The following is a 24,724-nucleotide window of genomic DNA, read 5'->3' as shown; positions in this document are numbered from 1 at the left end:
GAGGATTCCATGGCACGCCGCACCGTCACCCTGACCGTGAACCGCACGCCGGTCACCGCCGAGGTGGAGGACCGCCTCCTCCTCATCCACTTCCTGCGCGAAACCCTCAACCTCACCGGCCCGCACGTGGGCTGCGACACCAGCCATTGCGGCGCCTGCACCGTCGACCTGGACGGCCGCTCGGTGAAGGCCTGCACCGTGTTCGCGGTCCAGGCCGACGGCGCCGAGGTGCTCACCGTCGAGGGCATGGCCGCGGCCGACGGCACCCTGCACGCGCTGCAGACCGCCTTCCGCGAGGCGCACGGCCTGCAGTGCGGCTTCTGTACCCCCGGGATGATCACCCGGGCCTACCGGCTGCTGCAGGAGAACCCCGACCCGACGGACGAGGACATCCGCATGGGCATCGCCGGCAACCTCTGCCGCTGCACGGGCTACCAGAACATCGTCAAGGCGATCCGCCAGGCCGCCGACGCCCTCAACGCCGCCCACCAGCTGGAGGCCGCGGAATGAACGACATGACCGTGCCGCGCGAGGAGCGCGAGGCCAACCTCAAGGGCGTCGGCTGCGCCCGCCGCCGCGCCGAGGACGTCCGCTTCATCCAGGGCAAGGGCAACTACGTCGACGACGTCAAGCTGCCGGGCATGCTGCACGGCGACTTCGTGCGCAGCCCCTACGCCCACGCCCGCATCAAATCCATCGACGCCTCGGCGGCGCTCGCCCTGCCCGGCGTCAAGGCGGTGCTGACAGCGGCCGACCTCAAGCCGCTGAGCCTGCACTACATGCCGACCCTGGCCGGCGACGTGCAGGCGGTGCTGGCCGACGAGAAGGTGCTCTACCAGAACCAGGAGGTCGCCTTCGTGGTGGCCTCGGACCGCTACGTCGCCGCCGACGCGGTGGAGCTGGTCGAGGTGGAGTACGAGGAGCTGCCCGTCCTCGTCGATCCCTTCCGGGCGATGGCGGAGGACGCGCCGGTCCTGCGCGAGGACCTCGCCGGCAAGACCGAGGGCGCCCACGGCGCGCGCCGCCACCACAACCACATCTTCACCTGGGAGGTCGGCGACAAGGCCGGCACCGACGACGTCTTCGCCAAGGCCGCGGTGACGGTCAAGGAGCTGATCTCCTACCACCGCACCCACCCGAGCCCGCTGGAGACCTGCGCCGCCGTCGCCTCGATGGACAAGATCCGCGGCGAGCTGACCCTGTGGGGCACCTTCCAGGCGCCGCACGTCATCCGCACCGTCGCCTCCATCCTGTCCGGCATCCCCGAGCACAAGGTGCGGGTCATCGCCCCCGACATCGGCGGCGGCTTCGGCAACAAGGTCGGCGCCTATCCCGGCTACATCTGCGCCGTCGTCGCCTCCATCGTGCTGGGGGTGCCCGTCAAGTGGGTCGAGGACCGCATCGAGAACCTCTCCACCACCTCCTTCGCCCGCGACTACCACATGACGTGCGAGCTGGCGGCGACCGCGGACGGCAAGCTCCTGGGGCTGCGCGCCCACGTGCTGGCCGACCACGGCGCCTTCGACGCCTGCGCCGACCCCACCAAATTCCCGGCCGGCTTCTTCAACATCTGCACCGGCAGCTACGACATCCCGGTCGCCCACCTGGCGGTCGACGGCGTCTACACCAACAAGGCGCCGGGCGGGGTCGCCTACCGCTGCTCCTTCCGGGTGACCGAGGCCGCCTACATGATCGAGCGGGCCATGGACATCCTGGCCCAGCGCCTGGCCATGGACCCGGCCGAGCTGCGCATGAGGAACTTCATCCAGCCGGACCAGTTCCCCTACCAGTCCGCGCTGGGCTGGGAGTACGACAGCGGCAACTATCCCGCGGCCATGACCAAGGCGATGGAGGCGGTCGGCTACCGGGAGCTGCGGGCCGAGCAGAAGGCCCGCCTGGAGGCGTTCCGGCGCGGCGAGACGCGCGAGCTGATGGGCATCGGCATCTCCTTCTTCACCGAGATCGTCGGCGCCGGCCCCAGCCGCAACTGCGACATCCTCGGCGTGGGCATGTTCGACAGCGCCGAGATCCGCATCCACCCCACCGGCTCGGTGATCGCCCGCATGGGCACCAAGAGCCAGGGCCAGGGGCACGAGACCACCTACGCCCAGATCATCGCCACCGAACTCGGCATCGACGCCGACCTGATCGCCATCGAGGAGGGCGACACCTCCACCGCCCCCTACGGGCTCGGCACCTACGGCTCGCGCTCGACGCCGGTGGCCGGGGCGGCGACGGCGGTGGCGGCGCGCAAGGTCCGGGCCAAGGCGCAGATGATCGCCGCCCACCTGCTGGAGGTCGCCGACAACGACCTGGAGTGGGACGTCGACCGCTTCCGGGTCAAGGGCCTGCCGGAGAAGTTCAAGACCATGAAGGAGATCGCCTGGGCCGCCTACAACAAGCCGCCGCCCAACCTGGAGCCGGGGCTGGAGGCGACCAGCTACTACGACCCGCCGAACATGACCTACCCGTTCGGCGCCTACATCTGCGTCATGGACATCGACGTCGACACCGGCGTCGCCAAGGTGCGGCGCTTCTACGCGCTGGACGACTGCGGCACGCGGATCAACCCGATGATCATCGAGGGCCAGGTGCACGGCGGCCTGACCGAAGGCTTCGCCATCGCCATGGGGCAGGAGATCGCCTACGACGAGACCGGCAACGTGAAGAACGCCAGCTTCCTGGACTTCTTCATCCCGACCGCGGTGGAGACGCCGGTGTGGGAGACGGACTTCACCGTCACCCCCTCGCCCCACCACCCGATCGGCGCCAAGGGGGTCGGCGAAAGCCCCAACGTCGGCAGCGTGCCCTGTTTCTCCAACGCCGTGAACGACGCCTTCGCCCCCTTCGCCGTCGGCCACATCCAGATGCCCCACGACGCCTGGCGCATCTGGACCGCGGCCGAGACGGCGGGGCTGCATGGGTAGGGCAAGGTCGACGCGCCGGTCCCCCCTCCCGGCCTCCCCCCACTTCGCGGGGGGAGGAGAAAGGCCCTCCCCCGCGTCAGTGGGGGAGGGTTTGGGTGGGGGTCCGCCGCACCCACTCCCCACCCCCACCCCGGCACGCCCATGACCATCTCCCCCGACACCGTCGCCCAGGGCCTGCGGGCCGTCGGCTACATCGCCGACGACTCGCTGGCCATGGCGCTGGCGCTGATGGACCACCTCAAGCGGCCGCTGCTGCTGGAGGGCGAGGCCGGGGTCGGCAAGACCGAGGTCGCCAAGGCGCTCGCCGCCATCCACGGCGCCCCGCTGATCCGCCTGCAGTGCTACGAGGGGCTCGACGTCGCCGGCGCCCTCTACGAATGGAACTACCAGCGCCAGCTCATCGCCATCCGCGCCCACGAGGGCCGCGGCGCCGATGCCGACGCGGTGGAGCGGCACGTCTTCTCCGAGGAGTTCCTGCTGGAGCGGCCGCTGCTCGCGGCGATCCGCTCGGCGACGCCGGCGGTGCTGCTGATCGACGAGGTCGACCGCGCCGACGAGGCGTTCGAGGCCTTCCTGCTGGAGGTGCTGTCGGACTTCCAGGTCACCGTGCCCGAGCTCGGCACCATCGCCGCGCGCAGCGTGCCGCGGGTGGTGCTGACCTCCAACGGCACCCGCGAGCTGTCGGACGCGCTGCGCCGGCGCTGCCTCTACCACTGGATCGACTATCCCGACGAGGGGCGCGAGGCGCACATCCTCGCCGCCCGCCTGCCGGGGATCGACGCGGCGCTGGCCCACGCCGTCGCCCGCTTCGTCGCCCGCATCCGCCGCGAGGACCTGCGCAAGGTGCCGGGGGTCGCCGAGACCCTGGACTGGGCGGGCGCCCTGATGGGCCTCGGCATCGCCGACCTGCGGGCCGAGCCGGAGGCGCTGCACGCCACCCTGATGTGCCTGCTGAAGACACGCGAGGACCGCGCCGCGGTGGCGCCGGAGCTGGCGGCGAAGATCGCCGCCCGGACGGGGTGACGGCGATGGACGCCCCGCGCCGCCGTCTCGCCGGGTTCCTCGCCCTGCTGCGCCACAACGGCTTCCCCGTCGGTCCGGCGGAGGCGGCCGACGCGCTGCGCGCGATGGCCGCCCTCGACCTGTCGCGCCCGGCGCCGCTGCGCCAGGCCCTGCGCCACCTGCTGTGCGGGCGGCGCACGGAGTGGCAGCGCTTCGACGCCCTGTTCGACGCCCACTGGCTGGGCCTCGGCGTGCGCCAGGCGGTGCGGGTGACGGGCAGCCCGCCGCCCGGCGGCCGCGGCGTGCGGACGCTGATGGACCTTGCCGCTCCCCGGGGGACGCCGGACGGGATGCCCGACCGGGTCGAGCGCGGTCTCGGTGCCGAGGCGCCGGGCGGCGGCGGCCGGCGCGGCGGCGCGGCGGCGGCCGAGGCGGTGGAACGGCGCGACCTGCGCACCCTGCGCGATCCCGAGGAGCTGGCCCGCGCCCACGCGCTGGCCGAGCGGCTGGCCCGGCGCCTGCTGGCGACCCTGACCCGGCGGATGCGCCGCGCCCGCGAAGGCCGGGTCCTCGATCTGCGGGCGACCATCCGCCGCTCGGTCGGCCGCGGCGGCGAGCCCATCGACCGCCTGTTCCGCCGCCGCCGGCCGCAGCCGCTGGGCATCGTCCTGATCCTCGACGTGTCCGGCTCGATGGAGCCCTACACCGCCTTCTTCGTGCGCTTCATGCACGCGATGCTGCTGCACGTGCGCCGGGCCGAGGCGTTCGTCTTCCACACCCGGCTGATCCACGTCTCGCCGGCCCTGGCCGACCGCGATCCGGGGCGCGCCGTCGACCGGCTGTCGCTGATCGCCCGCGGCTGGTCGGGCGGCACGCGCATCGGCGCGTGCCTCGCCGCCTTCAACCGCGAGCACGCGCCGCGCGCCGTCGACGGGCGCACCGCGGTGATCCTCTTCTCCGACGGCTACGACACCGGCGAGCCGGAGCGGCTGGCCCGCGAGATGGCGGCCCTGCGCCGGCGCACCCGGCGCATCGTCTGGCTGAACCCGATGGCCGGCTGGCGCGGCTACGCCCCCGAGGCCGCCGGCATGCGGGCCGCCCTGCCCTACGTCGACCTGTTCGCTCCCGCCCACTCGCTCGACAGCCTGTCCGCCCTCGAACCCTATCTCGCGAGGATCTGAGCCATGCCGGCCGCCCCCCACGACGCCCACGCCTGGATCGCCGAGCTGACCGCCGCCGGCACGCCCTTCGTCGTCGCCACCGTGGTGCGCACCGTCGCCGCCACCGCCGCCAAGGCCGGGGCCAAGGCGGCGGTCACCGCCGACGGGACGATCCATGGCTGGGTCGGCGGCGGCTGCGCGCAAGGGGCGGTGCGCCGCGCCGCCGCCCAGTGCCTGGGCGACGGCCGGGCGCGCCTGATCTCGGTGGTACCGTCCGACGAGATCGAGGAGGCGCGCCGGCAGACCGGCCTGCTCCAGCCCGGGCGCGAGTACCACCGCAGCCACTGCCCGTCCGGCGGCACGCTCGACATCTTCCTGGAGCCCATGCTGCCGCGTCCGGTCCTGGTGGTGGCCGGCCTGTCGCCGGTCGGGCTGGCCGTCGCCGACCTGGCGCAGCGCACCGGCTTCGCCGTCGTCCTCGTCGCCGCCGGGGCGGAGGGCGACGCGCTGCCGCCCGGCACCCGCAGCATCGCCGGTTTCGCCGAGCTGCCGGCCAACGCCGAGCGCTGGGTGGTCGTCGCCACCCAGGGCCGCGGCGACCAGGAGCGGCTGAAGGAGGCGCTGCTGGCCGGCGAGCGCCACGTCGCCTTCGTGGCGAGCCGGGCCAAGTGGGCGGCGGTGCGCTCGTGGCTGGCCGAGGACGGGGTGCCGGCCGAGGCGCTCGACCGGGTCGCGGCGCCGGCCGGCCTCGACCTCGGCGCCATCACCCCGGAGGAGATCGCCCTGTCGATCCTCGCCGGAATCGTCCAGGAGCGCCGCCGCGGCGCCGCCCGGCGGACGGACGCCCCGTCCGCCGCCGCCTGACCCTCGACCATCCCGAGAAGGAGCACGCCGCCATGGACATGACCGGTGAAGAACGGATCGCCGCCCCGCGCGCGGCGGTCTACGCCGCCCTCAACGACCCGGAGATCCTGCGCCAGTGCATCCCCGGCTGCCAGAGCCTGGAGAAGACCTCCGACACCGCGATGACCGCCACCGTCCAGCTCGCCGTCGGCCCGGTGAAGGCGACGTTCAAAGGGGCGGTGACCCTGTCGGACCTCGACCCGCCGCACGGCTACACGATCCGCGGCGAGGGCAAGGGCGGCCCGGCCGGCCACGCCAAGGGCGGCGCCACCGTCACCCTGGAGGAGGCCGAGGGCGGTGCGGTCACCGTGCTGCGCTACGCCGTGAAGGCCGACGTCGGCGGCAAGCTGGCGCAGCTCGGCGGGCGGCTGATCGATTCCACGGCGCGCAAGCTGGCCGGCGAGTTCTTCACCCGCTTCGGCGCGCTGGTCGGCCGCGAGCCGGACGCTGGCGGGGAGGCACCGGCGGCCGGCGGCCCCACCGCGGTCGCCGCCGCGACGCCCTCGGGACGGACGACCGCCGGCACCCTGTGGAACCCGCGGATGCTGGCGGTCTCCGCCGGCGGCGTGCTGCTGCTGCTGTTCGCCGCCCTGCTCCTGTCACGGTAGGCGGCGGATGCCGGGTTACGGCGTGGCGACGTGCCAGGTGTTGTTCAGGAAGCCGTCGCCGGTGATGTCGCCGGGCCTCTTGTCGTTCTTCCAGGTGTAGAGCGGGCGGCCCTTGTAGGCCCACTGGGCCGTGCCGTCGCCGCGGGCGACGACGGTGTAGTCGCCGCCGCCGGACGCGCCGGGTGCGGCGAGCAGGGGCGGCCAGTTCGCCGCGCAGGGACCGGAACAGGCGGACTGCCCGCCGGTGTCCTTGTCGAACACGTAGAGGGTCATGCCCTCGGCGTCGACCAGCGTCTTGCCCTTGGCGGTGTCGCCGATCCTTGCCGGAGCGTCGGCGGCGAACGCCGTGGCGGCGAAGAGGAGGGCGGCGGCGAGCAACGGATGGGTGATGGCGTGCATGGTTCGTCTCCTTCGGCCGACATCGGCCGAAGGAGTGACGCCGGCGGGCGCCGGATATTCCCGACGCCGGCAAATTTCGCCGGTCCCGCTCACCCGAGTTGGCGGCGCACGGTGTCGGCAATCGGGTGGAGCACCGCCGCCGCGGGCGGGCCGACGAGGCTGTAGCCGATCCCGTCCGCGGACCAGGCGAAGCCGGTCAGCGATCCGCGCGTGTGCTGCGCCATCGGCGTGTCGCGGTCGCTCGCCATGGGGCGCACCAGCATCACCAGACGGGTGCCGCGGTCGTCGTCGTACATGAAGAGGACGGCCGGCCCATGCGGCGTCGCCACCAGGCGCCCGCCCATGAAGCGGTAGCCCGCCGCCGACAGGTCGGGGACGCTCACCGGCCGCCGCAGACGGTGCGACGCCCAGGCCACCAGTTCGGCCCGCTCGGCGTCGCGGAGCTCGACCGGGCGGGAGCGGTCGGGCACGTAGACGCGGTAGCTGTCCGCCGCCTCGGCGGCCAGCGCCGCGATGCCTTCCCGCGGCGGGCCGAGCGCGGTGTTCAGCGACCAGCCGCCGATGCCGCCGGCGACCAGCAGAAGCACCGCGGCGGCCGCCTGGCGCCACCACGCCAGACGCGCCCGCCGCGCGTCGACCAGCCGGGCGAGGTTGAGCTCCGGCGGGACCGGTTCCTCGGCCACGGGGGCGAGCATCGCCCTGAGGTCGTCGCGCTGCGCCCGGTAGAGCGCCACCCGCCGGGCCACCTCGGGATGGCAGTCCAGGTAGGCCTCGACGTCGGCCTGCCGCCGGGCCTCGAGCGCCCCGTCGACGTAGGCGTGGAGATCGTCCTCGGAGATCGGCGGCACGCTCATTTGACACTCCGCAAAGGCGCGCCCTTGGGGACGCGCGTCTCGCCGTCGTCCTCGACGGCCCGCAACAGCTTCTCGCGCGCCCGTGCCAGGCGCGACATGACGGTGCCGATGGGGATGCCGAGCACCGTCGCCACCTCGGCGTAGGACAGATCCTCCACCGACACCAGCAGGAGGACGCTGCGCTGCTCCTCCGGCAGGGTGGCGAGCGCCCGGCCCAGATCGCGGTAGCGCAGCGCCGCCTCCTGGGTCGGCGGCCGCCCGAGCAGGGCCTCGTCGGCGTCGTCGACCGCCACCTCCTCGCGGCGGCGCCGGATGTCGCGCCGCCGGTTGGCCGCGAGGTTGTGGAGGATCGCGAACATCCAGGTGCGGACGCTGGCGTCGCGCCGCCACTGGTGCCAGCGGGAGATGACGCGCTCGAGGCAATCCTGGACGAGGTCGTCGGCCGCCGCGCGGTCCCGGGTCAGGGACCGCGCGTAGCGCCGCAGGGCCGGGATCACCGGCTCGATCAGCCGCATCATGTCGCTCATGATCGCCCTTCCGGCGGCACGGCGCGCGGAGCCCCGCCGGTCACCGGACCTGGACCTGGACCGGCGCCCTCGGCGCGTCGGCGGTTCCCGCGGCGATGACCAGGAAGCGGCTCGGCGCCCGGCCCTCGCCCTGCACGATCTGGCGGATCGGCCCGACGGCGTTGACGATGGCCGCCCCCGCCGGGTTGGTCATGAAGTCGGCGAGCGGCTGCAGCGGGCCGCTGCCGTCGGGCCGGTCCGCCAGGGCGAGCACGTAGGGCCGTGCCGGCTCCAGCCCGCTCACCGAGGCCTGCAGCACCTGCGACAGGCCCTGGTCGAAGAGGGTCACGCTGGTGGCCGGCGCCCCCGCCGCCGAGCCCTGGCCGGCCGGGGCCGCCAACTCGAAGCGCGCCGCCGCGCCGGCGGTGCCGAGCGGCTGCAGGTTCTGCCGCCCGTCGCCGTCGGGCACGGCGTCCGGGACGTAGGTGAGGGCCTGCGGCGCCTGCCCGATGGGAACGGTGGCGACGACGCTGTTGGAGGCGGTGTCGATCACGGCGAGCGCATCGTCGTTCTCCAGCCCGACGTAGATCCGGCTGCCGTCGCCGGACGGCCACAGGCCGTGCGGCAGCCGGCCGACGGGAATGGTCGCGACCGGCGCGAAGTCGTCGGTGCGGAACACCTTGACCTGGTTCAGCCCGCCCACCGTCACGTAGGCGAAGGTGCCGGAGGGCGTGCGCGCGATGTTGACGTGGTTGGTGATCGGCCCGGTGTCGAGCGTGCGCAGCACGCCGAACGGCGGCCGGGCGTCGAACACCATGGTCCGGCCCACGTCCTTCAGGGTCAGCCACACCTGGCCGCCGTCGGGCGTCGCCGCGATGTCGGGGCAGAACGGGCTCTCCTGCTTCACCCGGCCGACGATGGAATGGTCGGCGGTCGCGATCACCACGGTCTCCGGCGTGAAGGACGAGCACACGTAGCCGTAGCGGCCGTCCGGCGAGAAGATCTGCATGCCCGGTCCGGGAGGAACCGGGATGCGCGCCGTCTCGCGGTAGGTGGTGCCGTCGAGGACGGCGACGTAGTCCTCGCCGCGGACGGTCACCCAGACCTCGCGCCCGTCGGGCGTGAAGAAGGCCTCGTGGGGCGACCGGCCGACATAGGTCGTGTGCTTGACCGTGTTGGTGGCGGTGTCGATGAAGCTCACCGCGTTGCTGCCGACGGAGACGACGGCGAGCGTCCGGTGGTCGGGCGAGAAGCCCATGCCGTGCACCAGCACCTGCCCGCGGTAGAGCGGGCTCAGGTTGCGCGGCTGCGGTTCGCCCAGGCGGATGAGGCCGAGCAGCCGGTTGTCGGCGGGGTCGGTGACCGAGACCGTGTTCGAGAACTGTTCGGCGGCGTAGACGCGGTCGCGGTGGCTCACCGGGACGTCGGGTGCGGCGGCGGCGCCGGGAACCTGGCCGGCCAGGGCGGCCGACGAGGAGAGAAGCGCCGCGGCCAGCAGCGGCAGGGCGCGCAGATGCCGAGCCATGGTCTACTCCCCGTCCCGATGGTGCCGGGCGCCCGCCGCGTCGGCCGGGCCTTCGGCAACGGCGAGCCGCATGGCGGCGATTTCCTGGCGCTGGGTGACGATGATCTCCTGCGCCAGCCGCTTCAACCGCTCGTCCTGCCCGAAGCGGAGAAAGGTCAGCGCCATGTCGACGGCACCCTGGTGGTGGGGCACCATCATCGCCACGAAGTCGCGGTCGACGTCGCCCGTGGGGGCCACCGCCATGGCCTCCATCATCGTCGCCATGGCCGCGTCGTTGGCGGCGAGAAAGGCGGCCTCCGGACCGCCGCGCGCCGGCTCCGCACGGTGGGAAGGCGGATGGTCCGCGGCGTCGTGGGCGGCCAGCGGCAGCGCCGCCGTGGCGCCGAGGGCGATCACGGCGGCACAGCCGGCCGCGTGGAGGAGCGGTGGGCGGAGGAGAGGCATCGGGAATGCTCCGGGGGTGGTGTCCTGTCCCCGGCTTAGACCCCGGCCCCCGCCGATTATTCCCGACCGATTCCCGACCGGCGGGCGATTTCCCGTGCGGCCGCGTCAGCGGTGGGAGGACCGCCACGCCGCCAGCCCCTGCACGGCGTAGGCGAGCACGGTGCCGCCGACCAGCCCGGCTCCCCAGATGACACCGATCAGCAGCCAGTCGACGGGGCCGCCGGCGTCGGTGAAGCCGGAGTGGGTCACCGTCGCCATCAGCCACAGCGCGGCGAAGCCGCCCAGCACGCCCACCGCCTCCGAACGCACCAGCCGCCGGCTGGCGAGGTGGCGCTCGTGCAGGAGCACCGCGGCCAGCGCGGCCAGACCGGCGGCCGCCGCGCCGGCGACCAGCCACAGCAGCGGCCCCATCATCTCCTGCAGCACCGCCAGGAACACCAGAGGATCGAGGTTCTGCATGGTCGTCTCCCTCAGGCTTGGCCGCGCAGCATCGACAGGTAGGTCGGCTTGAGCGCGATCGTCTTCATCACCCAGGTCACCCACAGCTCCTCCAGCGGTGCGATCACGCTGGGGAAGGAGGGTGTCAGGTTGTTGTCGTAGTCGAACTCCACCAGCATCGCCCGGCCGAACCGGGTGATCAGCGGGCACGAGGTGTAGCCGGTGTAGACCGCGTCGGAGGCCCGGCCGGCGATGGCGGCGACGAGGTGGTCGACCGCCACCGGCACCTGCCACTTCACGCTGGCCGCCGTCTTGCCCTTCGGCACGCCGGCGGCGTCGCCGACGGCAAAGACGTTGGCGAAGCGGGCGTGGCGCAGGGTGCGCTTGTCGACCTCGACCCAGCCCTCACCCGCCCACGCGCCGGTCTGCCAGCGCAGGGCGCTGTCGCGCACCGCGTCGGGCGCGCGCATGGGCGGCACCACGTTGACGAAGTCGTAGGCGATCTCGGCCGGGCCGTTCGGCGTCGCGAAGGTGGCGACCCGGCGGCCGGGGTCGATGGCCGTCATGACGTGGTCGTGGACGACGTCGACGCCGCGGTCGCGGAACAGCATCCGCACCTTCTCGGAGACGATGGGGACGCTGAACAGGGTCTTGTTCTGCGCCGCGTAGACCAGTCGGGAGCGGCCACGGGCGCCGGTGCGGCGCAGGGTATCGTCGGTGAGGAAAGCGTATTTCAGGGGCGCCCCGGCGCACTTCATCTCGGTGGCCGGGCGGCCGAACAGGCCGGTGCCGCCGCGCTCGGCGAAGCGCGCCATCTCCCGCCAGGTCGCCTCGGCGGCCTCGGGGCCGCCGTAGACGCTGCCCAGCCCGTTCCGGCCGATGAGGGCGGGGTCCATGCCCTCAATGGCGGCGTAATCCAGGTGCAGCCCGCTCGCCACGACCAGGAAGTCGTAGGCGATCCGCCGCCCGCGGTCGGTGACGACGGCGTTGGCGTCGGGGTCGAACTCGGCGACCGCCTCCTCGATCAGCTCGACGCCGGGCGGCACGTACTCCGCCGTCGTCGAGACCACGTAGCCCTTGGGCTTGAGGCCGGCGGCGACCAAGGTCAAGCCGGGCTGGTAGAGATGCTCCTTGCGGCGGTCGACCAGGACGATCGTCGCCCCGTCGAGCCGCGCCGCCAGCCGGGCCGCCGTCGCCAGCCCGGCCGCGCCGGCGCCGGCGATGACGATGCGCGCCGTGGTCTTCACCGCGTCGCGCGGCGCCGGCGCCGCCCCGCGGGCGAGGGCCGGCGCCGCCAGCGTCATCGCTCCGGCCCCGGCCAGCGTGAGCAGCGTGCGGCGATCCGGCGTCGGGTCGAAGCCGCCGCGGGGGAACAGAGCCTTCATTCCGCGTCTCCTCGTCGGCAGCACCGCTTCGTGGACCGGTCCGTCCGTCGGGCGGTGCCGTTGTTTGTTCCCAATATATTATAATATTCGAATATACTCATTGACGATTCGCAATCGGCCGGCCGCATCCGCTCCGGAACCGGGCTCCGGAACGGCGGCTTGACCGTTGGGGATTTCCGGGGCATCCTTTTTTGCAGAGCAACAAAAGGACTCCCGTCGCGCTCCATTGCGGCCGGGACCGATGTTCGTCAGTCTTCGCCCGCCCAGCGTTTGCGAAAGGGCTTCGCGTCTTCCGTCGATACTTGGGTAGTGTCCCGGTCGGGGCCCCGCCCATGCCGCCAGCATTCGTTCGAGGCTGATCGGGAGCGTACCAGTGTCATGCCGGATTTCCTCGTCGCGTACGTCCGTCTGGTGAACAAGACCAGCCGCTGGGTCGGTTACGTCGTCATGTATTCCGTCTTCGTGATGATCGGTATTCTTCTCTATTCATCCTTCACCAAGGCTTTCTTCATCCCGCCGCTGTGGTCCCTGGAGGTGTCGCAGTTCATGATGGTGGCGTACTTCCTGCTGGGAGGCGCCTATTCCCTGCAGCGCGACGCGCACGTGCGCATGGACCTGCTGTACGGCACCTGGCGGCCGCACACCCGGCTCGCCGTCGACACCGCGACATTGCTCTTCCTCATCGCCTTCCTCGTCATGCTGCTGTGGGGCGGCGCCTCGAGCACGCTCTACGCGCTGGAGTACGGCGAACGCAGCTACTCGGCCTGGCGGCCCTACATGGCGCCGGTCAAGATCGTCATGTGCCTGGGCATCCTGCTCATGCTCCTGCAGGCCCTCGCCATCCTGATCGGCGACGTGGCGCGGCTGATGGGCACGCCGATCGACGGCGGCACGGCGGCGGACGAGGAGGTGCCGTCGTGAGCTACGAGATGATCGCGCTGCTGATGTTCGCGTCGATGATGGCGATGATGCTCACCGGCCAGCGCGTGTTCGCGGTGATCGGCTTCGTCGGCGTCGCCGCGGCCCTGCTGCTGTGGGGCGACGGCGGCTCGCAGATGGGCTTCAGCGCGGCGATGAAGCTGATGAAGTGGTACCCGCTGCTGACCCTGCCGCTGTTCGTCTACATGGGCTACATGCTGTCGGAGTCGGGGATCGCCGAGGACCTCTACCGCATGTTCCACGTCTGGATGGGGCCGGTCGGCGGCGGGCTGGCCATCGGCACCATCCTGCTGATGGTGGTGATCTCGGCGATCAACGGCCTCAGCGTCGCCGGCATGGCGATCGGCGCCACCATCGCCCTGCCCGAGCTGCTGCGGCGCGGCTACGACAAGATCATGATCACCGGCGTGGTGCAGGCCGGCAGCTCGCTCGGCATCCTGGTGCCACCCAGCGTCGTCCTGGTGCTCTACGGCATGATCGCCCGCCAGCCCGTCGGCGCCCTGTGGCTGGCCGGCGTCGTGCCGGGCCTGCTGATGGCCGGGCTCTTCATCCTCTACGTGGTGGTGCGCTGCTGGCTGCAGCCGCACATGGGCCCGCCGCTGCCGCGCGAGGAGCGCCGCCTGCCGCTCGGCCAGCGGCTGCGCCTGCTGCGCGCCGGGATCATCCCGCTCGCCATCTTCTTCCTGATGACCGGGCTGTTCCTGATGGGCTTCACCAGCCTGGTGGAAAGCTCGGGCGTCGGCGCGCTGGCGGCGACCCTGGCCGCCCTGGCCAAGGGGCGGCTGACCCTCAGGGTGATCCACGACACGGTGGAGAAGACGCTGCTCGTCACCTGCATGTTCATGTGGATCATCCTGGCCGCCCTGTGCTTCGGCGCCGTGTTCGACGGGCTGGGGGCGGTCAAGGCGATCGAGGGCTTCTTCGTCGGCGACCTCGGCTTCGGCCCGTGGGAGATCCTCGTGCTGATGCAGATCACCTATCTGGTGATGGGGACCTTCCTCGACGACACGGCGATGCTGGTGATCGTCGCCCCGCTGTTCGTGCCGCTGGTGGGGGCGCTGGGCTTCGACCTCGTCTGGTACGGCGTGCTCTACACCATCACCTGCCAGATCGCCTACATCACGCCGCCCTTCGGCTACAACCTGTTCCTGATGCGGGCGATGGCGCCGCCGGACATCACGCTGATGGACATCTACAAGTCCATCGTCCCCTTCGCCCTGGTGATGATCCTGGCGCTGGCCCTCGTCACCGCCTTCCCGCAACTGGCGCTGTGGCTGCCGGCCCAGGTCTACGGCCGCTAGGCGGCGCCCGGTAGACCGCGGCCGCGCCGCCGGCATTCGCGCGTTCCGTCGACCAACGAAGGAGGGACCAACCGATGACCAACCGACGCGCCCTGTTGACGGGGGCCGCCGCGGCCGGCGCCGCCGCGCTGGCCGCCCCGGCGGTGCACGCCCAGAAGAGCCCGATCAAGTGGCGCCTGCAGACCTACGCCGGGCCGGCGCTGGCCGAGCACGTGATCAAGCCGTCGATCGAGGCCTTCAACAAGGTGGCCAACGGCGAGATGGTGATCGAGCTGTACTTCGCCGACCAGCTCGTGCCCACGGGCGAGCTGTTCCGCGCCATGCAGCAGGGCGTCATCGACGCGGTGCAGAGCGACGACGACTCCATCGCCGCGCCGGTCGACGTGGCGGTGTTCGGCGGCTATTTCCCGTTCGCCACCCGCTACAGCCTCGACGTGCCGACTCTGTTCCACACCTACGGCCTCAAGGAGATCTGGCAGGAGGCCTACGGCGAGGTGGAGGGAGTGACCTGGCTGTCGGCCGGCGCCTGGGACCCCTGCAACTTCGCCACCAAGGAGCCGGTCAACAGCCTGGCCGACCTCAAGGGCAAGCGGGTCTTCACCTTCCCCACCGCCGGCCGCTTCCTGGCGCGCTTCGGCGTCGTGCCGGTCACCCTGCCGTGGGAGGACGTCCAGGTGGCGGTGCAGACCGGCGAGCTCGACGGCATCGCCTGGTCCGGCATCACCGAGGACTACACCGTCGGCTGGGCCGACGTGTGCAAGTACTTCCTCACCAACAACATCTCCGGCGCCTGGAACGGCTCCTACTTCGCCAACACGGAGAAGTGGAAAGCGCTGCCGGAGCACCTGAAGACGCTGTTCATGCTGTGCATCGACAGCTCCCACTACTATCGCCTGCACTGGTACTGGGGCGGCGAGGCGCGCCTCAGGGTGAACGGCACCAAGATGAAGCTGACCACCATCCCCGACGCGGAGTGGAAGACGGTCGAGGAGGAGGCCTACAAGTTCTGGGACGAGATCGCCGCCCAGAGCCCGCGCAGCAAGCGGGTGATCGACATCCTGAAGCAGTACGCCGCGGACATGAAGAAGGCCGGCCCGCCCTACCGCTTCTCGTGAGCGGCGGCGGACGGGGTGCCGCGCGGCGCCGGGCCGCGCGGCACCCCCGTCAGGCCCGGAAACGCGCGGCCAGCGCTTCGGCGGTGCGGGCGAGGATGCCGACGTCGGAGCCGACGGCGACGAAGGCGCAGCCCAGGTCGACATAGCGCCTCGCCAGCGCCTCGTCGGCCGAGAGGATGCCGGCCGGCCGGCCGGCGGCGCGGATGCGGGCGATGGCGTCCTCGATCGCCGCCTGCACCTCGGGATGCTTGGGGTTGCCGACATGGCCGAGCGCCGCCGCCAGGTCGCCCGGCCCGATGAACAGGCCGGCGACGCCGTCCACCGCGGCGATGGCCTCGATGTTCTCCAGCCCCCGGCGGGTCTCGATCTGCACCAGAACCGCGATCTCGTCGTCGCAGACGGCGCAGTAGTCCTTGATCCGCCCGAAACCGTTGGCCCGCGGCGCCGCGGAGAAGCCGCGCACCCCCTTGGGCGGGTAGCGCGTGTAGGACACGGCGTTCGCCGCCTCCTCCGCCGTCTCGACGTAGGGGATCAGGAAGGACTGCACGCCGATGTCGAGATAGCGCTTCACGGTCACCATGTCGTTCCACGGCACCCGCACCACCGGGTGCGCCGGCCCGCCCGCGGCGCAGGCCTGGAGCTGGCCGAGCACCATCGGCAGCTCGTTGGGGGCGTGCTCGGTGTCGAGCACGAGCCAGTCGAAGCCGGCTCCGGCCAGGATCTCGACCGTCAGGTGGCTCGACAGGATCGACCACAGGCCGACCTGCAGCCGGCCGGCCGCGATGGCGTGCTTGAAGCGGTTCTCGGCGATCTTCACGGCGGTTCCCTCCTCGTCGTGGCGCGTCGATCGGCACCGCGCGGACGTCGTCCACGCCCGTCCGGGGCGGGCCCGTGACGACGCTGTCGCGACCATAGTAGGCGCTGACGCCGACATTCCGTGCAGCGAAGTGACGGGTGTCGCCGGAAAGTGCGCGGCGGCCCGACACCCGCGGAGCGATCGGGAACGGCCGAGTGTCCTTCTTCCCCCGGCACAAGCCCTACAGCGACCGTGCGAACGCGATCAGCGCGCGGCTCACGTCCGCGGGCTTTTCCTGGGGCGCCCAATGACCGCAGTCGGGGATGAACATCGGCTCGCCGAGGAGTGGGACGAGAGCTGGCATGGCTGCGATGATCTCTTTCATGCCGGGAATGCTCAGGCCGCTGTCCTGCTCGCCCGACAGGTAAAGCGCTGGAACGTCCACCGTTCGCCCGGCGAGCGACCGTTGCAGATGCCAGTTGCGATCGAGATTGCGGTAATAGTTGAGCCCGCCACGGAATCCCGATGCGCGGAAGGCGCTCACGAAGGTTTCGAGATCCTCCTCGGTCAGCCATTCGGGAAGCCGCGCGGGCATGGGCAACGGCGCAAGCATGCCGTCCTGCCGGGACACCATCCCGAACGGGTTCGGTGTGCCGTCACCCTCGAGCCGGGGGCCCGCGTCCCGCGATGCCCCGAACAGCACCTTGCGGAGCGTCGCCGCAACGTCCCGCTCCAGTTCCGCCTCGCTGACGCCGACCCCCTGGAAGTAGAGCGTGTAGTGCAGGGCCTCGTCCGTCCGGGGGAAGATCCGGGTCGGCGGAAGCGGCGCGTGCGCCATCATGGGAACGCCGATGGCGGCGACCCCGCGGAACCGGTCGTGAACCGTCCCGGGTTTCCCGGTTCACGCCTCCGTTATGGTCTGGCTGGGCAGCTTTGGCGACAGGCTCTGGCGTCGCCTTGCATCGGCCTGCGTCCAGGTATGCACCCGCCGTGCACCGGCGCCAATGCAGAAAATGCGCCGGACCACGTGGCCGGCTCTGTGTAAACCGTTGATTTGCAATTGGGAGAGGATGGCGCGCCCGAAGAGATTCGAACTCCTGACCCCCAGATTCGTAGTCTGGTGCTCTATCCAGCTGAGCTACGGGCGCGCAATGCCGGTGAAGTGCCCGGCGCCGGCCACCGAGTAACGGCGACCGAAAAATGGAGCGGACGAAGGGATTCGAACCCTCGACCCCAACCTTGGCAAGGTTGTGCTCTACCCCTGAGCTACGTCCGCACATGGTGCGCTTGGAGGGACTCGAACCCCCACGGCCTTTCAGCCACTAGGACCTGAACCTAGCGCGTCTACCAATTCCGCCACAAGCGCATCAGAACCATACGTCTTCAAGAACCGTCCCGCCGACCGGCGGGAGGCCGCTCATATGCCTTGTCCGATCCGGTGCGTCAAGGCCCTTTTGCAACGGGATCGTCATCTGCGTCGTGGCGCGGGACGGGGCGCGCGGGCGCCGGGGGCAAACAGCCGCAAGGGTGCGGCCGGCGCACCGATGCGGCTGTTCGATATCCCGGAAGTCGCCGGCGATGGAGGGCACCGAACGTCACGGGTACCATGGGATGGATGTGGGGTACTCGTCGGCAAGGATCAAGGGGAGCGAACCGACAAGGCCAAGTCCGGCAGCGCCGCGGAACGCCGGCGGGGGCGTCCTGTTTGAGCGGTTCATGCGGTCGTCACCGGCGGTCGCTTGCCGACCATTCGTTGAGAAGATGTGAGGTCTGCCATGGGCGTGCAGTTGAAGCCGATCGAGGATCAGGTCATCGTCATCACCGGCGCCACCAGCGGCATCGGGCTCGCCACGGCGCGCATGGCCGCCGCGCGCGGCGCGCGGGTCGTGCTGGCCGCGCGCGAGGCCGACACGCTGGCGGGCCTGGCCGAGGAGATCCGCCGCGATGGCGGGGCGGTGGCCCATTGCGTCGCCGACGTGGGCGACGAGGGGCAGGTCCGCGGCATCGCCGACACCGCGGTCGCCAGCTTCGGGCGCATCGACACCTGGGTGAACAACGCCGGCGTCACCATCTACGGCACCATCGAAGAGGTCCCCATCGCCGAGGCACGGCGCCTGTTCGACACCGACTACTGGGGCGTGGTCCACGGCTCCCTGACCGCCCTGCCCCACCTCAAGACCCACGGCGGGGCGCTGGTCAACGTCGGCAGCGTGCTGTCGGTGCGGGCGATCCCGCTGCAGGGCCACTACACCGCGGCCAAGCACGCGGTGAAGGGATTCACCGATTCCCTGCGCATGGAGCTGGAGTCGGAGGACGCCGGCGTCTCGGTCACCCTGATCAAGCCGGCCAGCATCGACACCCAGTACGAGGAGCACGGGCGCAACCACCTCGGCACGCGGCCGCTGAACCCGCCGCCGGTCTATGCTCCGGAGCTGGTGGCCGAGGCCATCCTGCACGCCGCCGAGACGCCGGTGCGCGACCTCGTCGTCGGCGGCGCCGGCAAGCTGTTCCAGCTCGCCGAGACCTTCGCGCCGCGCCTGACCGACCGCTTCATGGAGCGCACCATCACCCGCTACCAGCGCTCAGGCGGCCCCGACCACCGCCACGCCGACAGCCTGTGGGGGCCGTCCGGCGACGGGCGGGAACGCGCCGGCCGGCACGCCTATGTGCGGAGCACCAGCCTCTACACGAGCGCCGAGATGCACCCCTGGGCGACGCTCGCGCTGTTCGCCGGGCTGGGCGCGCTGGCCGCCGCGGCCTACACCGGACGCCTGGGCGGCGGCCGGCCGGCCCGTCCGGGGCGCGCCGCCGCGCCCGCCCGGCCGGCCTACGGCCGGGTCACCGCCGTCGAGGAGTTCGGCCACCACGCCAAGCCGGCCGGCCAGGCGGCCAGCGAGGGCACCGTCATCTTCTCCCGCTGACGGCCGCCCGGCGGCCGGTCAGGCGTAGGCCGTCACCTCGTCGCGGATGGTGGCGGCCATCACCGCCAGCGCCTTGGCCCGCGGGTAGGTGGCGCGGCTGACCAGCCGCACCGTCCGCGATGCCGGCCCGCTCAGCGGCCGCAGCACCACGCCGCGCCCGCGCATGGACCCCGCCGCCAGTCCGGGGATCAGCGTCGTGCCGTAGCCGGCCGCCACCATGTTGATCAGGGTCTCCAGGCTGGCGGCGCGCAGCGCCGCCCGGTCGCCCTCGCTGCTGTGGCAGGCGGCGAGGGCCTGGTCGCGCAGGCAATGGCCGTCGGCCAGCACCAGCAGGTCCGGCGCCAGGTCCGCCTCCCCCACCCGCTGCCGCCCGGCCAGCGCGTGCCCCTCCGGCATGGCGGCCAGGAACGGCTCGGTGAACAGCTCGATCTCGGCGAACTCGCCGTCGGGCGGTGCGGTCGCCAGCAGGGCGGCGTCCAGCTTGCGGGCGCGCAGACGCTCCAGCAGGCTTTCCGTCACATCCTCCCACAGCTCGATCTCCAGCTTCGGACAGGCCCGCCGCAGCGGCCCGAACACGAGCGGCATCAGATAGGGGCCGAGCGTCGGGATGACGCCGAGCTTCAGCGGCCCGACCAGCGGGTCGCGGGCGGCCCGCGCCTCCGCCTCCAGCGCGTCCGCGGCGGTGACCGCCCGGCGGGCGTGATCGAGGATGCGTTCGCCCACCTCGGTCGGCACCACCCATTTGTTGGTGCGCTCGAACAGGGTGACGCCGAGCCAGTCCTCCAGCTTCCTCACCTGGCCCGACAGGGTCGGCTGGCTGACGTGGCAGGCCTCCGCCGCCTTGCCGAAATGACGGTGCTCGGCGATCGCCAGGAGATAACGCAGATCGCGCAGATTCATCGGGTGCCCTCCACGCCGGGACGCCGCCGCCCGGCGGAATTTCCGAACGCCGCCCGCCGCCGGGCGGGCCGGAGGACCGGTCTAGGCCGTTCGTACGCGGCATCATGCGTCATAGGCTACGACAATGAAATCGATTTACACAATCGATTTTACGGATCGCCCCGTACGGCCTAGCTTCGGTCCAGGACGATCGAACCCCAACGGGAGGCACACATGACGACGCGCATGACGACGACGGCCGGCGCTCCCATCGCCGACAACCAGAACTCCCTGACCGCGGGGCCGCGCGGACCGGTGCTGCTGCAGGACTGGCAGCTGATCGAGAAGCTGGCGCACCAGAACCGCGAGCGCATTCCCGAACGCGTGGTGCACGCCAAGGGCTGGGGCGCCTTCGGCACGCTGACGGTGACCAACGACATCACCCGCTACACCCGGGCCAAGCTGTTCGAGAGCGTGGGCAAGACGACGGACCTGCTGATCCGCTTCTCCACCGTCGCCGGCGAGATGGGCGCCGCCGACGCCGAGCGCGACGTGCGCGGCTTCGCCGTCAAGTTCTACACCGAGGAGGGCAACTGGGACCTGGTGGGCAACAACACGCCGGTCTTCTTCATCCGCGACCCGCTGAAATTCCCGGACTTCATCCACACCCAGAAGCGCCACCCCCGCACCAACCTGCGCTCGCCGACGGCGATGTGGGACTTCTGGAGCCTGTCGCCGGAGAGCCTGCACCAGCTCACCACCCTCTTCAGCGACCGCGGCATCCCGGTCAGCCCGCGCTTCATGAACGGCTACGGCAGTCACACCTACAGCTTCTGGAACGGGGACGGCGAGCGGTTCTGGGTCAAGTTCCACTTCAAGACCCGCCAGGGCATCAGGACCATGACCAACGCGGAGTCCGCCGCGGTCATCGGCAACAGCCGTGAATCCTACCAGGAGGACCTGTTCGGCGCCATCGAGCGGGGCGACCACCCCCGCTGGACCCTGTTCGTCCAGATCATGCCGGAGCTCGACGCCGAGACGACGCCCTACAACCCCTTCGACCTCACCAAGGTGTGGCCGCATGGCGACTACCCGCTGATCGAGGTCGGCGTGGTCGAGCTGAACCGCAATCCCGACAACTATTTCGCCGAGGTCGAGCAGGCCGCCTTCAGCCCGTCCAACGCGGTGCCCGGCATCGGCTTCAGCCCGGACAAGATGCTGCAGGCCCGCCTCTTCTCCTACGCCGACGCCCACCGCTACCGGCTCGGCACCCACTACGAGGCGCTGCCGGTCAACACCCCGCGCTGTCCGGTGCACCACTACCACAAGGACGGGGCGATGCGGTTCTTCCGCAACGACACCGGCAACCCGGACGCCTACTACGAGCCCAACAGCTTCGGCGGCCCGACCCAGGACCCGTCGGTGAAGGAGCCGCCGCTGCGCATCGCCGCCGACGCCGACCGCTACGACCACCGCGACGGCAACGACGACTTCAGCCAGCCGCGCGCCCTGTTCCAGCTGTTCGACGCCGGCCAGAAGCAGCGCCTGTTCGCCAACATCGCCGCCGCCATGCGGGGCGTGCCCGACCTCATCGTCGAACGCCAGCTCGCCCTGTTCGACAGGGTCCACCCGGACTACGGCGACGGTGTGCGCGCCGCCCTGGCGACCACGGCGGAGCCGGTTCCCGCCGAGTGACGCTCCCGGCCCCCGTCCCCCGCGGGACGGGGGCCCTTCCCCCGAGGAGACGTTCGTCATGCCGTTCCTGTGGAAGAGCGCCGGCGCCGGTCTGTTCGCCGTCGGCGCGGTCGGCCTCGCCGTGCCGGTGCTGCCGACGACCGGGTTCTGGATACTCGCCGTGCTCTGCTTCGCCCGGGCGGGCGACCGGCGCGCCGCCCGCATCCTCGCCCACCCCCGCCTCGGTCCCGCCATCCGCCTCTTCCTCGACGAGGGGGCGATGACGCGGCCGGCCAAGGCGACGGCGCTCGGCGGCATGGCGGTCGGCGCCGCGGCCCTGGCGCCGCTGGCGCCGACCCACCCGGCGCTCGCCGCGGCGGGCTGGGCGGCCCTGGCGGTGTCCGCCCTCTACGTCGCCTCCCGCCCGGAGCCGGTCCCCGCCGCCGCGCGGACCGGCCGGCGGCGGCGGCGCGGCTGAGCCGATGCGACGCAACGGCGCGCGGCCCGCGGAGAGGCATCGCCGCGGGCCGCTTTCATGACCGACCTTTCATGACCGACTGCGGCGCCGGCCGGAGGCGATCCGCCACCCCGCCACGGCCGGCCGTCGGAGCGTCGCCGCCAGAGCGCCACCGTCAGAGCGCCGCCGTCTCCGCCGGCTGCGGCACCGGGGCGACCCAGCCGCCGAGCTCGCGCTCGATCAGGCCGACCAGAAAGGCGATGTGGTCGGGGTGGTCGTTGAGGCAGGGCACGTAGGTGAAGCGCTCGCCGCCCGCCGCCAGGAAGGCGTCCTTCACCTGGAAGCGGATCTCCTCCAGCGTCTCGACGCAGTCGGCGGCGAAACCCGGCGCGATCACCGCGATCCTGGTCACGCCCTGACGGGCCAGCTCCTCCACCGTCTTGTCGGTGTAGGGCTTCAGCCATTCCTCCCTGCCGAAGCGGGACTGGAAGCTGTGGCGCACCCGCCCCTCCTCCCAGCCCAGGCGTTCGGCGAGCAGGCGCGCCGTCTTGACGCAGAAGCAGTGATAGGGATCGCCCCGCTCGAGATAAGACACCGGCAGGCCGTGGAAGCTCGCCAGCAGCACCTCGGGCGTGAAGTCCAGGGTCTCCAGGTGGCGGGTCACCGAGCGGGCCAGCGCCTCGATGTAGCCGGGCTCGTCGTGATAGGGCGGCACGGTGCGCAGGGCGGGCTGCCAGCGCATGGTCATGAGGTGGCGGAACGCGTGGTCGTTCACCGTCGCCGTGGTGGTGGCCGAGTACTGGGGGTAGAGCGGGAGCAGCAGGATGCGGTCGCAGCCCCGGTCCTTCAGGCCCTGGATGGCCGGGCCGATCGCCGGCCGGCCGTAGCGCATGGCCCAGTCCACCACCACGCCGTCGCCGTGCCGCCGCGCCATCGCCGCGGCGACCGCGTCGGCCTGCGCCCGGGTGAAGGTGGCGAGCGGGCTCTCGTTGCGCTCCTCGTTCCAGATGCTCTTGTAGGCGTGGCCGCTGCGGGTCGGGCGGACCGTCAGGACGATGCCGTTGAGGACCGCCCACCAGACGAGCCGCGGCGCCTCGATGACGCGGCGGTCCGACAGGAACTCCTTGAGATAGCGGCGCATCGACCAGTAGTCGGTGCCGTCCGGCGTGCCGAGGTTGACGAGCAGGACGCCGACGCGACGCGGCGGAACCGCCGGGTGCCCGGCGGGCTTGGACATCATCATCGGCGGCCACCTTCTCCGGCTGCGGCCCCGGCTGCGGTTCCGGTTGTGGCCGCGCTCAGCCGGGCTGCGCCTTGACCGCGGCCTCCAGGGCGCGACGGTTGCTGTGGGCGCGCATCAGCAGAGCGACCGGCGCCTCGCCGGTGACGTGAAGGCGCCCGCCGGCCAGCACTTGCACGCCGTGCCGCTCCAGTTCCGTCAGCAAGGCTCGTACGGTCTTGCTCATGGGGTCCTCCGTGGGATCGCTCCGACATGCAGAGAGATATAGCATTTCCCGCGCCGGACCAGTCGTCGATTGTTCCGAAGATGGTCATAGGTTCCCCCTATATTGTTTATGGTCTCTACGGCCCCAGCACGATCAGCAGGACGCCGCCGGCGACCAGCAGGGAGGCCGGCAGCCGCCGGGCGAGGTTCCGCTCGCCGAGCCAGAGCGCGCCGATCAGCACCGACAGCGGAATCGACGCCTGCCGCACGCCGGCCACCGCCGCCACCGCGCCGCCGAGTTGGAAGGCGAGCAGGATCAGGTAGTAGGATGCGTAGGCCAGCAGGCCGGCCGCCACCGCCCGCGCCGCCGTTCCCGCGCCGCCGAGGCGCAGGGGCATCCCGGCGAGCCGGAACGCCGCCAGTTGCACCGGCAGCGCCAGGAGCTGCGCCCAGAACAGCACGACGACCGGTTCCGCCATCCGCATGAGCGCACCGTCGGCGATGGAATAGGTGGCGGAGCCCAGCATCGCCAGCACCGCCGCCGCCAGGGTCGGCGGATCGTCGAGCCGGCGCCCCGGCGCCATCTGCAGCAGGAAGCCGCCGGCCAGCACCAGGCCGATGCCGGCGAGCAGCCCCGGTCCGTAGGAGCCGTCCAGCACCAGCCAGCCGAACAGCACGATGGCGACCGGCGAGGCGCGGACGATGGGATAGTAGGCCGACAGGTCGCCGCGGCGCAGCGCCAGCACCAGGGCGGTGCCGTAGACCGCCTGCCCGGCCGCCGACACCGCCACCAGCGGCCACGCCGCCGGCGGCGGCAGGAGGGCGGCGCCGGCGACGAGCGCCTGTCCCAGGGCCGTCGCGGCCAGGGTCGCACCCAGGGTGACGAAGGCGCCGGCCGGGCTGGCGTGGCGCTTGACGAGGAGGTTCCACACCGGATGCAGGGCCGCCGACAGCAGCACCAGGGCGGCGATGGACAGGGGCATGGGCACGCGCGTCCGCGGGAAGGGGCATCGGCTTATCCCACAGCCTCCGCCGCCGCGCCAGGGG

The 24,724-nt window shown here is 71.9% G+C and carries 25 protein-coding genes and 3 tRNA genes; 12 read left to right on the top strand and 16 right to left on the bottom strand.

What is annotated here, in order from left to right; translation table 11 throughout:
* Positions 1-9: 9 nt before the first annotated feature.
* From ACSBPG_RS22490 to ACSBPG_RS22465, 6 genes are all read left to right on the top strand, one after another.
* Entirely contained in the window at positions 10-510 is a 501-nt protein-coding gene (locus ACSBPG_RS22490) for a (2Fe-2S)-binding protein (protein WP_435539456.1), read from the top strand.
* Positions 507-2,927 carry an aerobic carbon-monoxide dehydrogenase large subunit gene (locus tag ACSBPG_RS22485; RefSeq protein ID WP_435539455.1) on the top strand — a complete coding sequence of 807 codons (2,421 nt, stop codon included), beginning with the start codon at positions 507-509 and terminating at the stop codon, positions 2,925-2,927. The genes ACSBPG_RS22490 and ACSBPG_RS22485 overlap by 4 nt, the downstream gene beginning before the upstream one ends.
* Positions 2,928-3,068: 141 nt before the next feature.
* On the top strand, positions 3,069-3,950 hold the full coding sequence (locus tag ACSBPG_RS22480) for an AAA family ATPase (protein ID WP_435539454.1): 882 nt from the start codon (positions 3,069-3,071) through the stop codon (positions 3,948-3,950).
* Positions 3,951-3,955: 5 nt separating this feature from the next.
* Positions 3,956-5,110 carry a vWA domain-containing protein gene (locus tag ACSBPG_RS22475; RefSeq protein WP_435539453.1) on the top strand — a complete coding sequence of 385 codons (1,155 nt, stop codon included), beginning with the start codon at positions 3,956-3,958 and terminating at the stop codon, positions 5,108-5,110.
* A 3-nt stretch (positions 5,111-5,113) separates the two neighbouring features.
* Entirely contained in the window at positions 5,114-5,953 is an 840-nt protein-coding gene (locus ACSBPG_RS22470; RefSeq protein ID WP_435539452.1) for an XdhC family protein, read from the top strand.
* A gap of 32 nt (positions 5,954-5,985) precedes the next feature.
* The gene (locus ACSBPG_RS22465) at positions 5,986-6,600 is read left to right on the top strand and encodes an SRPBCC family protein (protein ID WP_435539451.1); all 615 of its coding nucleotides are present in this window, start codon (positions 5,986-5,988) and stop codon (positions 6,598-6,600) included.
* Positions 6,601-6,615: 15 nt separating this feature from the next.
* On the opposite strand, the gene ACSBPG_RS22460 is transcribed toward ACSBPG_RS22465, so the two are convergent.
* The 7 genes from ACSBPG_RS22460 to ACSBPG_RS22430 form a co-directional block, all read right to left on the bottom strand.
* Entirely contained in the window at positions 6,616-6,999 is a 384-nt protein-coding gene (locus ACSBPG_RS22460; RefSeq protein ID WP_435539450.1) for a COG4315 family predicted lipoprotein, read from the bottom strand.
* A gap of 89 nt (positions 7,000-7,088) precedes the next feature.
* Complete coding sequence (locus ACSBPG_RS22455; RefSeq protein WP_435539449.1) at positions 7,089-7,853, bottom strand: anti-sigma factor family protein; 765 nt, start codon at positions 7,851-7,853, stop codon at positions 7,089-7,091.
* Entirely contained in the window at positions 7,850-8,380 is a 531-nt protein-coding gene (locus ACSBPG_RS22450; protein ID WP_435539448.1) for a sigma-70 family RNA polymerase sigma factor, read from the bottom strand. The genes ACSBPG_RS22455 and ACSBPG_RS22450 overlap by 4 nt, the downstream gene beginning before the upstream one ends.
* 40 nt (positions 8,381-8,420) lie before the next feature.
* Positions 8,421-9,884 (bottom strand): YncE family protein, encoded by a 1,464-nt coding sequence (locus ACSBPG_RS22445; protein ID WP_435539447.1) that lies wholly within the window; start codon positions 9,882-9,884, stop codon positions 8,421-8,423.
* A gap of 3 nt (positions 9,885-9,887) precedes the next feature.
* Complete coding sequence (locus ACSBPG_RS22440; protein ID WP_435539446.1) at positions 9,888-10,328, bottom strand: DUF305 domain-containing protein; 441 nt, start codon at positions 10,326-10,328, stop codon at positions 9,888-9,890.
* A gap of 105 nt (positions 10,329-10,433) precedes the next feature.
* Complete coding sequence (locus tag ACSBPG_RS22435) at positions 10,434-10,787, bottom strand: DUF5368 domain-containing protein (protein ID WP_435539445.1); 354 nt, start codon at positions 10,785-10,787, stop codon at positions 10,434-10,436.
* A gap of 11 nt (positions 10,788-10,798) precedes the next feature.
* Positions 10,799-12,151, bottom strand: a complete 1,353-nt coding sequence (locus tag ACSBPG_RS22430; RefSeq protein ID WP_435539444.1) for an NAD(P)/FAD-dependent oxidoreductase — start codon at positions 12,149-12,151, stop codon at positions 10,799-10,801.
* 378 nt (positions 12,152-12,529) lie between these two features.
* On the opposite strand from ACSBPG_RS22430, the gene ACSBPG_RS22425 reads away from it, so the two are divergent.
* The 3 genes from ACSBPG_RS22425 (at position 12,530) to ACSBPG_RS22415 (ending at position 15,506) form a co-directional block, all read left to right on the top strand.
* The gene (locus tag ACSBPG_RS22425; protein WP_435539443.1) at positions 12,530-13,072 is read left to right on the top strand and encodes a TRAP transporter small permease subunit; all 543 of its coding nucleotides are present in this window, start codon (positions 12,530-12,532) and stop codon (positions 13,070-13,072) included.
* Entirely contained in the window at positions 13,069-14,391 is a 1,323-nt protein-coding gene (locus ACSBPG_RS22420) for a TRAP transporter large permease (RefSeq protein WP_435539442.1), read from the top strand. Before ACSBPG_RS22425 ends, ACSBPG_RS22420 begins: the two co-directional genes overlap by 4 nt.
* 74 nt (positions 14,392-14,465) lie before the next feature.
* A complete protein-coding gene (locus tag ACSBPG_RS22415; protein ID WP_435539441.1) occupies positions 14,466-15,506 on the top strand; it encodes a TRAP transporter substrate-binding protein in 1,041 nt (346 codons plus the stop codon).
* Between the two features lie 49 nt (positions 15,507-15,555).
* Here ACSBPG_RS22415 and ACSBPG_RS22410 read toward each other — a convergent pair whose 3' ends face one another.
* The 5 genes from ACSBPG_RS22410 to ACSBPG_RS22390 form a co-directional block, all read right to left on the bottom strand.
* Positions 15,556-16,323: an aldolase/citrate lyase family protein gene (locus ACSBPG_RS22410; protein WP_435539440.1), complete on the bottom strand. Its 768-nt coding sequence runs from the start codon at positions 16,321-16,323 to the stop codon at positions 15,556-15,558.
* A 220-nt stretch (positions 16,324-16,543) separates the two neighbouring features.
* Positions 16,544-17,143 carry an alpha/beta fold hydrolase gene (locus ACSBPG_RS22405; protein WP_435539439.1) on the bottom strand — a complete coding sequence of 200 codons (600 nt, stop codon included), beginning with the start codon at positions 17,141-17,143 and terminating at the stop codon, positions 16,544-16,546.
* 230 nt (positions 17,144-17,373) lie between these two features.
* Positions 17,374-17,450: transfer RNA gene (locus tag ACSBPG_RS22400), tRNA-Arg, on the bottom strand.
* Positions 17,451-17,503: 53 nt separating this feature from the next.
* A tRNA-Gly gene (locus tag ACSBPG_RS22395) sits at positions 17,504-17,578 on the bottom strand.
* A 3-nt stretch (positions 17,579-17,581) separates the two neighbouring features.
* Positions 17,582-17,668 (bottom strand) — tRNA-Leu (locus tag ACSBPG_RS22390).
* A gap of 409 nt (positions 17,669-18,077) precedes the next feature.
* Here ACSBPG_RS22390 and ACSBPG_RS22385 point away from each other — a divergent pair.
* Positions 18,078-19,223, top strand: a complete 1,146-nt coding sequence (locus tag ACSBPG_RS22385) for an SDR family oxidoreductase (RefSeq protein WP_435539438.1) — start codon at positions 18,078-18,080, stop codon at positions 19,221-19,223.
* A gap of 18 nt (positions 19,224-19,241) precedes the next feature.
* On the opposite strand, the gene ACSBPG_RS22380 is transcribed toward ACSBPG_RS22385, so the two are convergent.
* Positions 19,242-20,123 (bottom strand): LysR substrate-binding domain-containing protein, encoded by an 882-nt coding sequence (locus tag ACSBPG_RS22380; RefSeq protein WP_435539437.1) that lies wholly within the window; start codon positions 20,121-20,123, stop codon positions 19,242-19,244.
* 213 nt (positions 20,124-20,336) lie between these two features.
* On the opposite strand from ACSBPG_RS22380, the gene ACSBPG_RS22375 reads away from it, so the two are divergent.
* Positions 20,337-21,797, top strand: a complete 1,461-nt coding sequence (locus ACSBPG_RS22375) for a catalase (protein ID WP_435539436.1) — start codon at positions 20,337-20,339, stop codon at positions 21,795-21,797.
* 58 nt (positions 21,798-21,855) lie between these two features.
* Positions 21,856-22,254 carry a DUF454 family protein gene (locus ACSBPG_RS22370; RefSeq protein ID WP_435539435.1) on the top strand — a complete coding sequence of 133 codons (399 nt, stop codon included), beginning with the start codon at positions 21,856-21,858 and terminating at the stop codon, positions 22,252-22,254.
* Between the two features lie 154 nt (positions 22,255-22,408).
* Here ACSBPG_RS22370 and hemH read toward each other — a convergent pair whose 3' ends face one another.
* The 3 genes from hemH to ACSBPG_RS22355 all read right to left on the bottom strand — a co-directional run bounded on the left by hemH (position 22,409) and on the right by ACSBPG_RS22355 (position 24,660).
* Positions 22,409-23,476 (bottom strand): ferrochelatase, encoded by a 1,068-nt coding sequence (gene hemH / locus ACSBPG_RS22365; protein WP_435539434.1) that lies wholly within the window; start codon positions 23,474-23,476, stop codon positions 22,409-22,411.
* 55 nt (positions 23,477-23,531) lie between these two features.
* Positions 23,532-23,699 (bottom strand): hypothetical protein, encoded by a 168-nt coding sequence (locus ACSBPG_RS22360; protein WP_435539433.1) that lies wholly within the window; start codon positions 23,697-23,699, stop codon positions 23,532-23,534.
* Between the two features lie 115 nt (positions 23,700-23,814).
* A complete protein-coding gene (locus tag ACSBPG_RS22355) occupies positions 23,815-24,660 on the bottom strand; it encodes a hypothetical protein (RefSeq protein ID WP_435539432.1) in 846 nt (281 codons plus the stop codon).
* Positions 24,661-24,724 lie beyond the last annotated feature (64 nt).

This window comes from Azospirillum sp. ST 5-10, from assembly GCF_051225715.1.
Classification (GTDB): domain Bacteria; phylum Pseudomonadota; class Alphaproteobacteria; order Azospirillales; family Azospirillaceae; genus Azospirillum.
Note: the sequence above shows the minus strand (reverse complement) of the source record. Positions and strands in the feature narration are given on the sequence as shown.

Coding starts and splice junctions, on each gene's coding strand:
- ACSBPG_RS22490 (WP_435539456.1), top strand. CDS start 10: ATGGCACGCCGCACCGTCACCCTGACCGTGAACCGCACGCCGGTCACC.
- ACSBPG_RS22485 (WP_435539455.1), top strand. CDS start 507: ATGAACGACATGACCGTGCCGCGCGAGGAGCGCGAGGCCAACCTCAAG.
- ACSBPG_RS22480 (WP_435539454.1), top strand. CDS start 3,069: ATGACCATCTCCCCCGACACCGTCGCCCAGGGCCTGCGGGCCGTCGGC.
- ACSBPG_RS22475 (WP_435539453.1), top strand. CDS start 3,956: ATGGACGCCCCGCGCCGCCGTCTCGCCGGGTTCCTCGCCCTGCTGCGC.
- ACSBPG_RS22470 (WP_435539452.1), top strand. CDS start 5,114: ATGCCGGCCGCCCCCCACGACGCCCACGCCTGGATCGCCGAGCTGACC.
- ACSBPG_RS22465 (WP_435539451.1), top strand. CDS start 5,986: ATGGACATGACCGGTGAAGAACGGATCGCCGCCCCGCGCGCGGCGGTC.
- ACSBPG_RS22460 (WP_435539450.1), bottom strand. CDS start 6,999: ATGCACGCCATCACCCATCCGTTGCTCGCCGCCGCCCTCCTCTTCGCC.
- ACSBPG_RS22455 (WP_435539449.1), bottom strand. CDS start 7,853: ATGAGCGTGCCGCCGATCTCCGAGGACGATCTCCACGCCTACGTCGAC.
- ACSBPG_RS22450 (WP_435539448.1), bottom strand. CDS start 8,380: ATGAGCGACATGATGCGGCTGATCGAGCCGGTGATCCCGGCCCTGCGG.
- ACSBPG_RS22445 (WP_435539447.1), bottom strand. CDS start 9,884: ATGGCTCGGCATCTGCGCGCCCTGCCGCTGCTGGCCGCGGCGCTTCTC.
- ACSBPG_RS22440 (WP_435539446.1), bottom strand. CDS start 10,328: ATGCCTCTCCTCCGCCCACCGCTCCTCCACGCGGCCGGCTGTGCCGCC.
- ACSBPG_RS22435 (WP_435539445.1), bottom strand. CDS start 10,787: ATGCAGAACCTCGATCCTCTGGTGTTCCTGGCGGTGCTGCAGGAGATG.
- ACSBPG_RS22430 (WP_435539444.1), bottom strand. CDS start 12,151: ATGAAGGCTCTGTTCCCCCGCGGCGGCTTCGACCCGACGCCGGATCGC.
- ACSBPG_RS22425 (WP_435539443.1), top strand. CDS start 12,530: ATGCCGGATTTCCTCGTCGCGTACGTCCGTCTGGTGAACAAGACCAGC.
- ACSBPG_RS22415 (WP_435539441.1), top strand. CDS start 14,466: ATGACCAACCGACGCGCCCTGTTGACGGGGGCCGCCGCGGCCGGCGCC.
- ACSBPG_RS22405 (WP_435539439.1), bottom strand. CDS start 17,143: ATGATGGCGCACGCGCCGCTTCCGCCGACCCGGATCTTCCCCCGGACG.
- ACSBPG_RS22385 (WP_435539438.1), top strand. CDS start 18,078: ATGGGCGTGCAGTTGAAGCCGATCGAGGATCAGGTCATCGTCATCACC.
- ACSBPG_RS22380 (WP_435539437.1), bottom strand. CDS start 20,123: ATGAATCTGCGCGATCTGCGTTATCTCCTGGCGATCGCCGAGCACCGT.
- ACSBPG_RS22375 (WP_435539436.1), top strand. CDS start 20,337: ATGACGACGCGCATGACGACGACGGCCGGCGCTCCCATCGCCGACAAC.
- ACSBPG_RS22370 (WP_435539435.1), top strand. CDS start 21,856: ATGCCGTTCCTGTGGAAGAGCGCCGGCGCCGGTCTGTTCGCCGTCGGC.
- hemH (WP_435539434.1), bottom strand. CDS start 23,476: ATGATGATGTCCAAGCCCGCCGGGCACCCGGCGGTTCCGCCGCGTCGC.
- ACSBPG_RS22360 (WP_435539433.1), bottom strand. CDS start 23,699: ATGAGCAAGACCGTACGAGCCTTGCTGACGGAACTGGAGCGGCACGGC.
- ACSBPG_RS22355 (WP_435539432.1), bottom strand. CDS start 24,660: ATGCCCCTGTCCATCGCCGCCCTGGTGCTGCTGTCGGCGGCCCTGCAT.